The organism is Lactobacillus kefiranofaciens (assembly GCF_014656585.1).
GTDB classification, from domain to species: domain Bacteria; phylum Bacillota; class Bacilli; order Lactobacillales; family Lactobacillaceae; genus Lactobacillus; species Lactobacillus kefiranofaciens.
This window is the reverse complement of the sequence record NZ_CP061341.1, coordinates 1,788,421-1,803,774: the sequence shown is the minus strand read 5'-3', so window position 1 is coordinate 1,803,774 and position 15,354 is coordinate 1,788,421. Positions and strand designations below refer to the sequence as shown.

Below are 15,354 nucleotides of genomic sequence, written 5' to 3'. Positions count from 1 at the left end.
AGAAAGGACAAAAATAGATGGATCTAGAAACAGCAGTCATGAAGAAAAAAAGAGGGCTTCAATGATACTGATAAAGCCATTGTGAGTTACTTGTTAGAGTATCCGGAAGCTGCCAGCAAGTTGAGTTTGTTAGAATTAGCGCACAAGTTATATGTTTCTAAGTCTGCTATTTTTCGTTTAAGCAAAAAATTAGGGCTTAGTGGTTTTAGTGAATTAAAGTTCGAATTAGGGAACTCGCGGCTAGAAAAGTGCAAAATCAAAAGCGTTCACGTGAACTAGACTTTGATAATAATTTGCAGAAAATCATTACAGAAACTTTTAAGTACTTCAAAGGCTTAAACCTCAGCGAATTATTTGCCGATATCGATCAAGCTGAGAGCATTTATATCTATTCAACCGGTTGGCAGCAGCAGATTATTGCTGAGTACTTGTCACATTCATTTTTCTTAGTGGGGAAAAAGGCGATCATTTTGCCTAGTGCTCGTGATGAGGTATCAATGCTCGGACAATCTGCTGAGAATAAGGATATGTTATTTGTGATTTCTTTTGGTGGCTTTAATAAGACGATTATTGAAGAACTAAAGAAAATTGATGTGGTAAATACTAAGTTGAAGTTGGTTTCGCTAACTAGCTGGCAGCCAGGAAAGCTTGCTTCTTTGAGTGATTACAGTTTTTTCTTCAGGACGACGCCGTTTCAAATCAGCAATCAAAACGCGGTAACTTTTAGTTCGGCATATGTCTTAATCGACTTGATTATGAATGAATATGGCAGGCATCTTGATTTACAAAAATAAGGGATAGAACGATGAAAAAAATACTTTTATTATCAACGGGTGGCACGATTGCTTCTGTAGCGTCTAATGCAGGTCTAGTGCCTAAAGAAACTGGCGAGGAATTAATTAAGATGCTAGGTAAGCTGCCTTATGAGATTCAGGTGCGCGATATCTTGCAGCTAGATTCTTCTAATATTCAGCCAGAAGAATGGAAGCTCATCGCACAGAATATTTATAAATATCGCAATGACTATGATGGCATCGTAATTTCGCATGGTACAGACACCATGGCTTATACGGCTTCAATGTTGTCTTTTATGTTAAAAAATATCAATATTCCAGTAGTGTTAACGGGGAGTCAGGTACCGATCAACGTTGTTTTAAGTGATGCGCATGATAATTTGCGGTTGGCTTTTGCGGCAGCGGCAAGCTGTCCACCAGATATATATTTAGCCTTTCATAATAAAGTAATGCTCGGTTGCCGTTCAGTTAAGGTGAGAACCACCAATTTTGACGCTTTTGAGAGCGTGAATGTGCCGCCAGTGGCAACTGTTTCTTCAGACGGTTTGGTCTTTAATAAAGATGATGATTTCCAAAAAAAGCATGATGGCAATCCAGTATTAAATACTAAAATTGACGCGCATGTTTCTTTAGTTAAATTGTTTCCTGGTTTTGATCCTAATTTGCTCTTTGCCATGGTTGATAGTGGCTGCCGAGGAATCGTCATTGAAGCCTATGGCTTAGGCGGGATGAATTTTATTCGGCGGAACATGGTAGCTGCCATTGGAAAGTTGATTAGACAAGGGATCCCTGTTGTTGCTAGCAGCCAGTGTTTATATGAGCGTAGCGATTTAACCAAGTATGAAGTTGGTCGTGAAGCCTTGCTGGAGGGCGCGATCAGTGCGTGCGATATGACTTCTGAGAGTGCAATTACTAAATTAATGTGGGCCTTAGGCCAAGGGATGAATGTAAATGAAATCGCTAAGTTTTTTGGCACTAACGTTGCGGGCGAGGTAAGTCTTAAGTAAATTTAAAAAATTTTACAAATTGATTAATTGTAAGCGCAGTCACTGCTATTATAAGTACAACCTTGTATAATAAAAGAGGGAAAAAGGAGCGTGCAATTTAATGAAGAGTAAAACTTTAGAAAGAATATGGATTATCCTTGCGGCATTAGGAATAGGTGTTTCCCTTTTTGTAAATAACTCGAATCAATTGATTGAATCTAATACTAACAAGATTTCGAGTGCGATTATTAAAAAGTAAATTAAGCGGTCACGAGAGTGATCGCTTTTTGTTAAAACAAAATGATAAAACCGCGTTGCTTCAGCAATTAGCAAGTGCTTATGTTAAAATATTGAGTGTAGAAATCGCTTACAATGATTAAGGGGATTTTGGACTTATGGAACTTTTAATTGCGACACATGAAGGCTTGGCTTCAGGTTTGATCTCTGCACATGATATGTTAGCAGGCAAGAATGATCAAATCGCTTCAATTGAATTGACAGATACCGGTATTCGGGACTTTAAGGAGCGTTTTGCTCAAATAATGCAAAGATATCAGGCAGGTCAAGTTTTAATTTTGACCGACTTAAAGAATGGCACACCACATCTGATTGCAGAAGAATATGAGCAGCAGCATCCAGATCGTGTTCGCGTAGTTAGTGGCGTTAACTTGCCAATGGTATTGGAATTAAGTCACAGACTGATTACTGCTTCTCTTGATGATTCTGCACAAAAGGCAATTGAAATTGGTAGAAATCAAATTGCTGTAGATCAAATGCAATTAGTTTAGCAACGAAAAAGACGATAAATTAACTGTTCTATCGTCTTTTACTATGCTTATTTTTAGTCTTCGATTAAACTATCTCTATTTCGCACCAGATTATTTCGCACCTTTTTAAATCCTTTAACTACTTCAACTTGAGCAATTGATAACATTGCCAAAGCAATGACTACGATCCATTGGCCAGCTGAAAGGCTAGTAACGTAGAAGATTTTTTGAATTGCAGGAACAAAGAGAATAATGCCCATGAAGAATGCAGAAATTAGGAATGAAATAATTAGCCAGATATTCATGCCAGTTGCTCTTTTCCAGATTGGATCGGTATTGGAATGCTGGTTGAATGCTCTGAGCATTTGTGACAAGGCCAATACGCTGAAAGCCATGGTTTGATCGACAACTTGGTTGCCAGTTGCTAGACCGATAAAGAAAGCGATCAGAGTCATCAATGCGACAAAGATTCCCTGGGTAATTACCCGCCAGACTAGATCTTTTTCAAATAAAGTACCACTCTTGACTGGTTTGTGCTTCATGATATTTCTGCTTGCTGGGTCTACACCCAAAGCTAAAGCTGGTAAGGTAGCAGTGGCTAAGTTAACCTATAGAATATGGACCGCCAATAATGGGGCATCCCAGTTGAAAAGAGTAGCGACAAACAAAGTCGTAATTTCAGCAATATTACCCACAAGCAAGAATTGGATTACTTTTTGGATATTGCGGTAAACGCGGCGTCCTTCCTTGATCGCATAGGCAATAGTAGTAAAACTATCATCTAGCAAAATCATATCGGCCACGTCTTTCGCTACATCGGTACCGGTAATACCCATAGCTACGCCGATATCGGCTGCTTTTAAAGCAGGTGAGTCGTTCACGCCGTCGCCAGTCATGGTCGTTACTTCACCGTTACGCTTTAGGCTTTGAATAATGCGCAATTTATCTGCTGGTGAAACACGGGCAAAAACAGTTGCTCTTTTGACAGCTTCATCCAATTGTTGGTCAGACATCTGATCAAGTTCGCTGCCAGAGATGGCTAAGTCGCCATTTTGATAAATATTCAGTTTTTTAGCAATAGCTAAAGCGGTGATCTTGTGGTCACCGGTAATCATGATGGTGCGGATGCCTGCGTCGCGACAGGTTTGTATAGATTCAGCTACTTCTTCACGTGGTGGATCGATCATGCCGCTAACGCCAATGAAGGTTAAATTGTTTTCTAAATCAGTTCCGGCATCAGGGATGTTCTTTACCACTTTTGTAGCAAAGCCCAATACGCGCAATGCGTCCGCTGACATAGATTTAGTGAGCTGCATGATTTGTTTTTGATCATGTTCAGTAATTGGACGAACGTTGTTATTAATCATAATCTGACTGCATAGTGGTAAAATTTCGTCAGCTGCGCCTTTGGTGAAGGCTACGTATTGGTTATCGATTTCATGCAGAGTCGTCATTCGTTTTCTATCTGAGTCAAAAGGCTGTTCAAATAAACGGGGATGTTCCTCTTTTAATTTGCTTTGCTCCAAACCCAACTTTTGCGCAAATGGAATCAATGCAATTTCAGTGGGATCACCAATTTCATGCTTGCCATTGATGCTGGCATCGTTGCAAAGAGCACCGGCATACGCTAAGGCTTGCACGCCTGGGCTATTTTGCATGCTTTTAACATCGATTGCGTGACTAAAATCATCCGTGGCAATTTGAGTAACAGTCATCTTGTTTAAGGTCAAAGTACCGGTCTTGTCAGAACAAATTACAGTCGCACTGCCTAAAGTTTCAACCGCAGGCAATTTTTTGATTAAAGCATTGCGCTTGACCATTCGCTTGACGCCTAAGGCCATCACAATCGTTGCTGTAGCTGGCAAGCCTTCTGAAATAATAGATATTGCCAGGGAAATAGCTACTAAGAATTTTGGCACTAGTGGCTTTTGGTAAATTGCACCAAGGATAAAGACCAAGACGCAGATGATAATACCAATAATTGTTAAAAGTTGACCAACGCGAGTGAGTTTGCGCTTAAGCGGAGTTTCGGTTTGCGTTTGATCTTCTAGCATCTCCGCGATGGCACCCATTTCGGTGTTCATGCCGATTGTGGTGACTACGCCCTGGCCGCGACCATAAGTTACAATTGAGGAACTAAAGGCCATGTTGCGGCGATCGCCCAATGCGCAGTCTTGGGCTAAAATAGCGTTCGCGTCTTTTTTCACTGGAACGGATTCGCCAGTGAGGGATGCTTCTTGAATTTTTAAATTAGCAGTTTCGATTAGACGCATATCGGCTGGGACCATGTCGCCGTCGTGCAAGTTGACGATATCACCAACTACTAATTCTTTAGCTGGAATTAGTTTCTCTTTGCCATTTCTGACTACATGAGCCATTGGTGCACTCATGTCCCGCAGGGCAGCTAGAGAAGACTGTGCTTTTCTCTCCTGCACAATGCCAATGATGGTATTCAAGACTACAATTGAAGAAATAATGATTGCTTCAATGTATTCGCCTAAAATAGCAGAGAAAAGAGCTGCTCCTAGTAAGATCAGAATCATCGGATCGAATAATTGCTCTTTGAGCATCTGCATGATAGTTTTGGGCGGCTTAGCTGCTAGTTCATTGTAGCCATTTTTTTGGCGTATCGGAACTTCTTCGTCAGTTAAACCATTTTCATTTGTATTAGTTTGGGTTAGTACCTGAGCTGATGCAATTGTCCAGGGACTTTGCCTGTGATTATCCATAATGGACAGATCAATCCTTTCGTAAAAAAATGGAGAATAGCCAATGTAAGCCATTCTCCATTTGAGAAACCTGTTCAGTTTTCATTTGTGTATTGGCAGCGTTATTGGCGCTTCTCAATATATAAATCCTAGAATTAATTTTATCATATAGTGACATAGTGTCAATAGGATTCATCATCATTTTTTGATTATATTCATGAAAGAAAAAATTGATTTTTTTGATAGCCAAAATTGCGGTATGATTACTGTGCGAGTTGCTCTCGTGGAGGAGTATGACAGCTCACTAGTAGTCACAGCATGAATTTCCGTACGCTTGACTACGTTTAATGGAATCGTTTATTTGGCAAGAGAGATCTTGCTATTTTTTATGCCAAAAATGCTTAAGCTTGGTTAGAAAACTTTCTTTTGTTTTAGTCGGGGCATCTAACTGGGGCTTGGATTCTGAAATTGGTTTGCTTGAAAAATATTTTGCCCTTTTCATTTTTTGACTAGCATGGTCATGTGTTGTCTTCTTAAATGTTTGATGGTCATGTAAGTGAAGTGGCTTATGCTGGGCTTTTTTCCTAAGATGATAATGTTTCTTATCAGTTTGTGCTTCCATTGCAATGTCAGGTCTAAAGTAATAAAGCTGCTTTCCATCATAACTATTGACTAAAAAAACTAGAATATCATGCAAATCGCTTAGGCAGCGCCAGGCTTGCTTCTGATCCGGTTCAATCTTCAAATCGTGCACTGCCGCGTTGCCCATCCGGCGCACTTCGTCAAAAAGATTCATGATGCTGAGAGGATAGTTGACCTCAGAGCGTAGATAATGGGTGTCATTACGTAAATTGTGATATTCGCCAGCTGGCAATTGATAATATTGATTGAGGTTTTCTAATTGAAAAATCTGTTTAGTAAGTGCTTCAAGCAAAAGCCGTGAATTGCTGATGACGTCACGGTAGTCTGCAATCGTATATAATTTGTGAATCTTATTGGCTGCAGGAAAATGCTGTTTGAATGTGGGACTGGCTTGTAAAAAATCAAAATTAATTTCCATAAATTCTGCCTCGCTGAAAAAAGATATTTGCTATTTTGACTCAAATTGATACCCTAAGAGAAAAAGCAATTTTAAACAGGGTGTAAAAATGAAAAAGCATAAAAAAATTTGGACATTTGGAATAATCATCTTGCTCATTGCCGCTTTCACGGGTTTGGGCAGTCTTTATTATACAAAAGATCGACAAATTGAGCGGATTGTAGCTAATTTGCAAAATCCCAAGGCTGAGATGGCTAAGTATGTGATCCCATCAACGCCAGATATGAATGTTACGGATAGCAGTTTAAAGCCACTTCAGAGTTACTTCAAGGAACATAAAAAGGCCGCCAGACGCTTAGCTTATAACTTACGACACAATCGTGATAGTGCCGAGATTCAATTAGTAGAATCAGGTCGCTACTTTATAATTTTTCCTAAATATCGGTTGCGGGTGCAATGTTACCGGCCCCAAGTGCAAACTAATCACGCGGATTCAACTTTATATGTTGACCGGAAAAATTATGGTCAAATGCAGGGTGGCGACCAGAATTATTACCAAGATTTAGGGCTAGTTTTCCCAGGACGCTATCATGTTTTGGTCAAAGCCAAGGTCAACGGTCGCCAGTTAGATGCCGATTCGATTGTTAATATTTGGTCAAATAAGACCGTTAATATGAAGATTAAGACTGCCACTTTTCAGATTCGCAGCGTTCCGAATGGAATTATTTATGTCAATGATCGCAAGGTAGGCAAATTGACTAAAAATGGGACCTATACTTTTAAGGATTATCCAATTGCCAAACGGATGGAAATTTATATCAAGAGTAAAAGCGACGGGCAAACGATCAAGTCTGAAAAGGTAACGGATTTATCCCAGTCAATTACTGCTGCCTTCAGTGACAGCGAGGATGATGTTACTGATTATGATAGTACGCAAGATTACCAGGGGAATAATCAAAAAGATGTCTACCAGGATGCAGAAGGTGATTACATCGTTAATCCAATCTGGCCAGGACTCATTCAGGTAGGGGATGCCACTAGAATCCTCTATGAAAATTTCAAGCAGCCTAGCGAAGATGATTTTGAAAATGGCAAGGACAATTCTGATTATCAAAAGCTGACTAAACGGTTTAAGTCTTGGAAGAAAGATAAGAAGCTGAAAAAAGTTAATGTTGAAATCAAGGTTTTATCTGTGATGCCTGGTAGACGTAATTATAGCAAGGTTGATTATGAAGTGACCTTAATTAAGAAGTTTAAGAATAAGGGGGAAAAAAAGGAAAAGCTGTTATATCAAAACGCAATTTTTCATTATGTTGAGCAGCAACAAAGGATTCAAACGATTGGTGAATCTAAATCAATTAAAACTAAAAAATAAATAAACATTAATTTATCAAGGTTTTCTGCAGATGTTTAAGCAGAAAGCCTATTTTTTTATCTAAAAAGATTGACAAAAATGCAATATCATATTAGTGTATTAATTAAATAATACAGCAGAACAAAAACAAAGAACGCGAGGAACTTAAAATGAACGAAATTCTTGTGGTGGACAATATCACCAAAACTTACGGTAAAAAAGGCGAAAAACAATACCAAGCTTTAAAGGGGATCAACTTCAAGGTTGCTTCTGGAGAATTCGTAGCAATCATGGGAGCTTCTGGCTCAGGTAAAACTACTTTATTGAATATTCTTTCAACATTAGATAAGCCAACGACTGGTCAAGTTTTTATTAATAGTCACGATATTAGTACTTTAAACACCAATCAAATGGCAGATTTCCGTAGTAAAGAAATTGGTTTTATCTTCCAAGATTTTAACTTATTGGAGAATCTAACCAATCGAGAAAACATCGCATTACCACTTAGCTTGCGCGGCATTTCAACTAATCGCATTAATCCACTTGTGGATAAGATTGCTGAAAAGTTGAGCATTAAAGAAATCTTGAATAAATATCCCGCAGAAATTTCTGGCGGTCAAAAGCAGCGTGTAGCTGCAGCGCGTGCCTTGGTGCATGAACCAGCAATTTTGCTGGCCGATGAACCAACCGGTGCGCTTGATTCTAAGAGTGCACGAGAACTTTTAAATACGATGGAAAATTTGAATAAAAATGATGGCGTCACAACTTTGATGGTAACGCACGATCCATTTTCAGCTAGTTTTGCCAACCGCATTTTATTTATTAAAGACGGTAAGATTGGTCAACAAATGGAAAAGGGCAAGCAGTCAAGAGTTGACTTTTACCATGAATTGATCGCCCACTTGGGTACGGAAGAATAGGCGGGAAATCATGATTTGGAAATTATCTTTGACCGGGATTAAAAGCCGGCTAAAGGACTACACGGTTCTGTTTTCAGGATTAGTTGTAGCCAGCATGATTTTTTACATGTTTTTATCTTTGGCGATTAATCCGGGCTTTATGAGTAAAGATGTTAACGCGCCGGGGCAATACTTGAGCTTTATTTTCGGCTTCGGGATTGTTCTGCTCGCAATTATTACTTTTGTTTATCTGGTGTATGCCAACTCGTTTTTGCTTAGCATGCGCCAGCACGACTACGGCATGTTCATGATGCTGGGAGCCAAGAGTTCGGAAATTGGGTTATTGATCTTCTGTGAAACCTTAATGACCGGGATCTTGGCTACGGTATTAGGAATCGTAATCGGCTTTGGCTTGACTGCGATTGTTTCGAAACTGGTGATTAGCAGCTTAGGCTTGCAGATTACGCATTTTCAAATAATCTTGCCTAACGCAATTATCTGGACATTAATTTTATTTGTTGCGATTTTCTTCTTAGCAGCTTTGAGAAACGTGCATAAGCTTGTACGCAGCAAGGTGATCGACTTATTGCATGAAGACCAAAAGCCAATTAAATTAAGCCGCAAGAATGGCTTAAGAGTAGTTGAAGCTATCTTGGGCTTGGCACTGCTTGCTGCAGGCTACTACATCATGGGGATGCCAGCTAGTGCAATTTTCTTCATTATCCCAGCAGCTTTAGTTACTATCGTAGCTGGTTCTTACTTCACTTTTGATTCATTCTTTACACTCATCATTAATCTGTTGCTCAAAAAGAAAGGCTTTGCCTACCACGGCATTCGCGTCTTCACTTTGGGTCAATTAAAATTCAGAATTCGTGATTATACGCGCATTCTGTCAGTCATCTCATTACTTTTCGCTTTAGCGCTTGGAGCTATTACTGTAGGTCTTAATTTTAATTCATTGAAGGATCAAGCAGTTAAGAGCTCATACTATGATGCAACAGTTATGCAAAATAGCCCAGCTGTTAAGAAAAATATGGCTAAGCTTGATCTTAAGAGCAAGGCTACTTATCACTATGTCGAAAACCAGAAAGACCTTTACTTCAACCAAGCTGAGTTGGAAAAGAGTCCACTTAAAGATATTAAATTTATTCAACACGGCAATAATTTTCCAACTTACAAGCCATATACTGTGAAGACTAAAGATTTAACCAATCCTAATAGATATGGCAACATGCTGTTGGGGACAATGGTAGGTGCAGGTAAAAAGAAGATTAATTTAGTTTCAGCTGACAAGTTGAAGACAATTAAAGGGCAGAAGAAATTCGTCACTTTATTAACAGTGAAAGACTTTGCTAAAGATTATCCAACCTTGATGAAGCTAGAAAAGGTGCAAATTGCCGCTAATCCAGCGATGGCAAGTGCACTAACTGGTACTAAACCATTTAGTTATCAAATGATGCTTGGCTTCTGTAGTGGTTTTGCATTCATGGGTTTCTTCCTCGGAATCGCATTTTTGACCATGCTTGCTTCAACCTTGATGTTCAAAGTCTTAAGCGGTGCCGCCAGCGACAAAGTACATTACGAAATGCTTTATAAGATTGGTTCTAGAGAAAAGGTGCTTAAGAAATCAATCAGAAGCGAAATCGGTGTCTTGTTCCTATTGCCAAGCGTGCTTGGTGTAATCGATGTACTCTTTGGACTCAGATTGTTTAAAGCATTATTGCCTAAACCATATATGGGAATCTGGCTACCATTTTTAATCTTTATCGTATTGTACTTCGTTTACTATGCGGTAACGGTGAAGTTGTATAAAAATATTGTTTTGAAGAGATAAGAAATACAAAAAGCTTTCCAAACTGGAAAGCTTTTTGTTTATAAATGCATCTTGTTCCAACTAGGAATCTTAATTTCACCCTTATTACTCATAGTCATAATTGTAATTGAAGCATTCTTAGGACCAGGTACTAGCGGAATATTATCGCCATAACGATACCATAGACTTCTAATTGTTAAGCCGTGGGTAACTAGCAAAATATTTTCTGCACCATCTAATTCGCTGATTAATTTGAAGCCTTTGTCAAGGCGATCCCAATATTCTTTTGCATTTTCAGCTTGATGATATGGGTCGGCTTCCTTGATCCAATCTTTAATAGTGTTGATGCTCTCATGCTTAAACATTTCCTGTCTTGTGGCGTAACCGTGTCCGCCACCGATCATGCGCCAAGCCATTTCAGAATCTAATCCTTCGAAGTAGCCGTAGAATTGTTCTCTAAAAAATGGACTGGCAATGTGCTGCAATTCGTCTTTATTAACATTGTGCTTCATAATCAGTTCACAGGTGTCGCTAGCTCGCTTCAAGTCACTGGATAAAGCAATATCAAAGGGCACATCCTTTAATGCTTCGCCTGCCTGATTAGCACCTTCAATACCAGCTTCGGTTAAAGGCGTATCGCACCAGCCTTGCATTTTGTTATAACGGTTAATATAAGTTTGTCCATGACGGACAACATAAATTCTTTTCATTTTTTCTCCTCATCAAAAAACTCTCCTTTATTCTAAGAAAAAAAGAAGAGCAAATAAAGTAAATTACTTTTCATGATAGATTTTTCTAACATTTTTGATATCTTGCGGCTGAATCGTGTAGATTGAACCTTTAGGATACATTACTGAGACGGTTTTGGTGTGATTGAGTCCAATTACGTGACCTAGTTCATGTTCAGCAGTGTTCACAATGCGGTTATTGCTGTAGCCATACCATTGATTTTGCAAATAATAACGATTCAAGTGAACTGTAGCCTTCAGTAAATGACCAGTTGCTGGATTATAAGTAGTCGCCGTTTCACCAGCCGCATTGGTGCTGCTATCATTAACGACATTAATGATAATTTGGGCATCTTTTTTATTATTAATCTGATGAAAAGTGAAGGCACCAGTTCTGTTCCAGGCATTCATGGCATCAATGGCCGCAGAACACAGCTGCAGGTTATCATGAATATCAACATATACGTCAGCTTCAGGTTTAGTCCAGGACCGAGTATTAGCAGTATCACTATCGGTAGTTTTACTAGTCTTGGTTTGCTGCTTATCACTTATTTGAGGCTCAGTAGCTGTCCCTGTATTGAGCAGTTGACTAATGCGGTAATTTAACATGGCTAAAGAATCTTGCGTAGCCATCCGCATATTAGGATTGCTCCTGTAGGTCCAAACACCAAAAGCTAGCAGTGCAAGCAAGAAAATATTTCTGATGATTCTAAAAAATGTCCTCATGAATATTCAACTCCAATGCCAAAATTATAAGCTTGAAAGCTTAATTTTTCACTTATTTTCGCTTGTATTTTTCTTATGAGCGTGAAAACTACAATGAAAGCGCTACTCATGATAAAATAGAATGAGAGTTTTTTTAAGGAAAAGGTGATTAAATGGCTACAGCCAAAACTGAAAGTAATGAAAAAGCACTTGAACAAAAACACCTTGATAATGTTTTAAAGCAGATCAAGGAGCGAGAAAAATCTTTAAAAAAGTCAATTAAATCAGCTGAAGGCGAAGCGCGAGATATTAATTCACACTTTTTTGACGATGTTAAATTGGATTATGACGGCTACTCTACTTCAATGGAAACTGCGCTTTCAATTCACCAGCAGCAACAGCTATTGAGTGAGCGTGAACATGCTTGGCAGCATTCTGCTAAGCAGCTTAGTACGGCGGAACGACTTGAGAAGCGCCCATACTTTGCTCGAATTGATTTCAAGGAGCAAGGCGAAAAGAAGCCAGAAACCATTTATGTTGGCCTGGGTTCATTTGCTGATAAGAATGATCATTTCTTGATTTATGATTGGCGCGCGCCTATTTCATCTATTTATTATGATGGTAAGTTGGGCAAAGTTTCTTACAACTCACCAGAAGGTGAGATCACCGTCGACATGACCAAAAAGCGGCAGTTTATGATCAAAGATGGCAAGATTATCAACATGTTTGATACCAATGAATCAATTGGTGACCAAATGCTGCTGGAAGTTTTATCTGAAAAATCCAGTACGCAGATGAAGTCAATTGTGACGACTATTCAACGTGAACAAAACAAGATTATCAGGAATACTTCTGCGGACTTGCTCTTTGTTCAAGGTGCGGCCGGTTCTGGCAAGACGAGTGCAATTTTGCAGAGAATCGCCTTTCTGCTGTATCGCTATCGCGGCAATTTGACCTCAAGCGATGTAATCATGTTCAGTCCTAACCAATTGTTCAATGACTACATCAAGAACGTTTTGCCTGAAATGGGTGAACAAAACATGGTGCAGATGACTTATTGGCAATTCGTTGCCCGTCGTCTGCCGGGGATGAACGTTGAAAATCTATTCAAGCAATTTGAAGACCAAACTGCTGATACTAATATCAGTAAGTTTAAAGACTCAGTCAATTTCTTTAATCTCTTGACGCGGTATGCTAAGCACTTGAATGAACGCGGCATGATTTTTAAGAATATTTATTTCCGTGATAAAAAGAAGCCATATTTTGACAAGAAAAAGATCAAGGAGATCTATTATTCTTATAATCAAAATTATAATTTAGCCAACCGAATTGATGCTACGCGCGAAGAATTGATCAAGATGCTTAATCGCAAGATTGCGCCTGAAGCACGTAAGGCTTGGGTGTCTAGAACAATTGAAGGCCTTAGCCAAGAGCAATTGAATGATTTATATGATCGACCAGATCAAGAATTCGAATCCGAAAAAAAGGAAGAGGCTTTCTTAGGCAGAAAGATCGTATTAGCTGCCTTGAAGGGTGTCCACAAGCGGATTTTGCACAATCATTTTATCAATATGCGGGCACAATACCTAAGTTTTTTGCGTGCCGTACCGAAGATGATGGATCTAGGCAAGTGGGACATTGATGAAGCCGAGTGGATGAAGCACGTTGAAGAGGTAAAAGAGAACTTCAAGAGCCATAATATTGCGATGAATGACGTTTCTGCTTATTTATACTTATACGACTTAATTACCGGTCGTAGGACTGACTTTGAGATGCGTTACGCCTTTATCGATGAGATTCAAGATTATACGCCATTCCAATTAGCTTATCTGAAGTACAACTTTCCTCGTGCCAAGTTCACGATGTTGGGAGACTTGAATCAAGCAATTTTTACTAAAGATGAGAGTCGCAGCTTGCTTAAGCAAATTTCAGGTTTATTTGATCCAGAAAAAACTGATGTGGTGCAGCTAACTAAGTCATATCGTTCGACTAAACAATTGACTGATTTTACTAAACAGATATTGCGTCAAGGTGAAAAGATCGAAGCCTTTAACCGCCAGGGTCCTAAGCCAGTAATCTGGGGCAGAAAGACTGATAAAGACACAGTTAACGTCTTAGTAAAAGTTCTAAAAGAAAATGAAGCGCAACATTTTACTACGGCTATTATTACTAAAGATTTGGCCAGCGCGCGGTTTGTTCATGAACAATTGAAGGCAAAGGGCGAGAAGGCCACTTTGATTGCTACAGCCAATCAAAGGCTGGTTGATGGTACTTTGGTGATCCCATCATATTTAGCTAAAGGACTAGAATTTGACGCCGTAATCATGTGGGGCGCTTCTAAAGAGAACTATCATCAGCTTGATGAAACACAATTAGTTTATACGATCACTTCACGGGCAATGTATAAACTGGATGTCATTTATACAGGAACCAAGAGTCCGTTATTAGATGTGTATTCTACGACGTATGAAGAAAAATAATTGACAAAAACAAAATTATCATTTACTATTTTAAACAACATTAAAAACAACTTAGAACAGAAGCAGTAGTGTTAGTTGCAGTAATAGAGAGTCTTTGCTGGTGGAAATAAGACATGAGCTAGCATGAAGTCACATCTGTGAGTCGGTTCTTTGAACTTAGTAGGGGAATCCGGGATAGCCCGTTATAGCTAAAGGTTGATTATTAACTTAGTGAGGCAGGTTATGTGAGTAATCTGCGAACATGAGGTGGAAGCACGATTAGTTCGTCCTCGTAGCCAATTGGCTGCGGGGGCTTTTTCTTTAGATAAATAATCAACCTAGTGAGGTATTTTGCGTGAGCAAGTGCAAACATGAGGTGGAAACACGATCAGTTCGTCCTCTTAGGCTAGTCCTAAGGGGACTTTTTTATTAGGGAATAAAGGGTGAGAATATGTCAGTAAAGTATATCGGAGAAATTTTACCAGCCTTGTTGAATGGAGCAGGGATGACTTTAAGCATCTTCTTTTGGACGTTAATTTTAGCAATTCCATTAGGAATATTAGTTTCATTAGGGGAAATGAGTAAAATTAAGCCTTTAAAATGGTTGGTTAATTTTTATGTGTGGATCATGCGGGGCACACCGTTATTAATGCAGTTGATCTTTGTCTTTTATGGCTTGCCAATCATTCAGATTGTCTTTCCCCGTTATCAGGCAGCACTGTTTGCCTTCGTTTTGAACTATGCTGCTTATTTTGCAGAAATCTTCCGTGGCGGTTTTCAATCAATTGATCAAGGGCAGTTTGAAGCGGCTCAGGTTTTGCAACTAAATCGCTGGCAAACGATGACTAAGATCATTATTCCCCAGGTAATAAAAATTGTCTTGCCTTCGATTGGCAATGAAGTAATTAACTTGGTTAAGGATTCCTCATTAGTTTATGTAATCGGCTTAGGTGATTTGCTTAGAGCCGGTAATGTGGCGATGGCTAGGGATGTAACGCTAGTACCATTGGTTTTAGTTGGAATTATCTATTTAATTTTAATCAGTGTTTGTGTCTTTGCTTTAAAGAAGCTAGAGAAACATTTTTCTTACTACAAGTAATAG

11 protein-coding genes, 2 pseudogenes and 1 other annotated feature are annotated in these 15,354 nt (G+C 39.1%); of the genes and pseudogenes, 9 read left to right on the top strand and 4 right to left on the bottom strand.

Annotated features, from left to right (window positions below; all coding sequences use genetic code 11):
- Window positions 1–17 precede the first annotated feature (17 nt).
- The 4 genes and pseudogenes from ICI50_RS08815 to ICI50_RS08800 all read left to right on the top strand — a co-directional run bounded on the left by ICI50_RS08815 (window position 18) and on the right by ICI50_RS08800 (window position 2,568).
- A pseudogene (locus ICI50_RS08815) lies at window positions 18–794 on the top strand (MurR/RpiR family transcriptional regulator).
- Between the two features lie 11 nt (window positions 795–805).
- Window positions 806–1,801 (top strand): asparaginase, encoded by a 996-nt coding sequence (locus ICI50_RS08810; RefSeq protein WP_056940794.1) that lies wholly within the window; start codon window positions 806–808, stop codon window positions 1,799–1,801.
- A gap of 100 nt (window positions 1,802–1,901) precedes the next feature.
- Complete coding sequence (locus tag ICI50_RS08805) at window positions 1,902–2,039, top strand: hypothetical protein (protein ID WP_013854726.1); 138 nt, start codon at window positions 1,902–1,904, stop codon at window positions 2,037–2,039.
- Between the two features lie 136 nt (window positions 2,040–2,175).
- A complete protein-coding gene (locus ICI50_RS08800) occupies window positions 2,176–2,568 on the top strand; it encodes a PTS sugar transporter subunit IIA (protein WP_013854725.1) in 393 nt (130 codons plus the stop codon).
- Window positions 2,569–2,621: 53 nt separating this feature from the next.
- Here ICI50_RS08800 and ICI50_RS08795 read toward each other — a convergent pair.
- Together ICI50_RS08795 and ICI50_RS08790 are read right to left on the bottom strand one after the other, a co-directional pair.
- Window positions 2,622–5,276: pseudogene (locus ICI50_RS08795) on the bottom strand (cation-translocating P-type ATPase).
- A gap of 358 nt (window positions 5,277–5,634) precedes the next feature.
- Window positions 5,635–6,315 carry a hypothetical protein gene (locus ICI50_RS08790; protein WP_013854723.1) on the bottom strand — a complete coding sequence of 227 codons (681 nt, stop codon included), beginning with the start codon at window positions 6,313–6,315 and terminating at the stop codon, window positions 5,635–5,637.
- 88 nt (window positions 6,316–6,403) lie between these two features.
- Here ICI50_RS08790 and ICI50_RS08785 point away from each other — a divergent pair, with 88 nt between their 5' ends.
- From ICI50_RS08785 to ICI50_RS08775, 3 genes are all read left to right on the top strand, one after another.
- Window positions 6,404–7,669: a TcaA 3rd/4th domain-containing protein gene (locus ICI50_RS08785; protein ID WP_013854722.1), complete on the top strand. Its 1,266-nt coding sequence runs from the start codon at window positions 6,404–6,406 to the stop codon at window positions 7,667–7,669.
- A 149-nt stretch (window positions 7,670–7,818) separates the two neighbouring features.
- Window positions 7,819–8,568, top strand: coding sequence for an ABC transporter ATP-binding protein (locus ICI50_RS08780; protein WP_054640270.1), 750 nt, complete (start codon window positions 7,819–7,821; stop codon window positions 8,566–8,568).
- A 10-nt stretch (window positions 8,569–8,578) separates the two neighbouring features.
- A complete protein-coding gene (locus tag ICI50_RS08775; protein ID WP_188891530.1) occupies window positions 8,579–10,381 on the top strand; it encodes an FtsX-like permease family protein in 1,803 nt (600 codons plus the stop codon).
- 38 nt (window positions 10,382–10,419) lie between these two features.
- Here the strand turns inward: ICI50_RS08775 and ICI50_RS08770 are convergent, their stop codons facing one another.
- Both ICI50_RS08770 and ICI50_RS08765 read right to left on the bottom strand, forming a co-directional pair.
- Window positions 10,420–11,070 carry a histidine phosphatase family protein gene (locus ICI50_RS08770; protein WP_188891528.1) on the bottom strand — a complete coding sequence of 217 codons (651 nt, stop codon included), beginning with the start codon at window positions 11,068–11,070 and terminating at the stop codon, window positions 10,420–10,422.
- Window positions 11,071–11,133: 63 nt separating this feature from the next.
- A complete protein-coding gene (locus tag ICI50_RS08765) occupies window positions 11,134–11,814 on the bottom strand; it encodes a matrixin family metalloprotease (RefSeq protein WP_013854718.1) in 681 nt (226 codons plus the stop codon).
- Window positions 11,815–11,966: 152 nt separating this feature from the next.
- On the opposite strand from ICI50_RS08765, the gene helD reads away from it, so the two are divergent.
- Together helD and ICI50_RS08755 are read left to right on the top strand one after the other, a co-directional pair.
- Window positions 11,967–14,273, top strand: a complete 2,307-nt coding sequence (gene helD, locus ICI50_RS08760) for an RNA polymerase recycling motor HelD (protein WP_188891526.1) — start codon at window positions 11,967–11,969, stop codon at window positions 14,271–14,273.
- A 43-nt stretch (window positions 14,274–14,316) separates the two neighbouring features.
- Window positions 14,317–14,547: a binding site (T-box leader), on the top strand.
- A 156-nt stretch (window positions 14,548–14,703) separates the two neighbouring features.
- Window positions 14,704–15,351 carry an amino acid ABC transporter permease gene (locus ICI50_RS08755; protein WP_013854716.1) on the top strand — a complete coding sequence of 216 codons (648 nt, stop codon included), beginning with the start codon at window positions 14,704–14,706 and terminating at the stop codon, window positions 15,349–15,351.
- Window positions 15,352–15,354 lie beyond the last annotated feature (3 nt).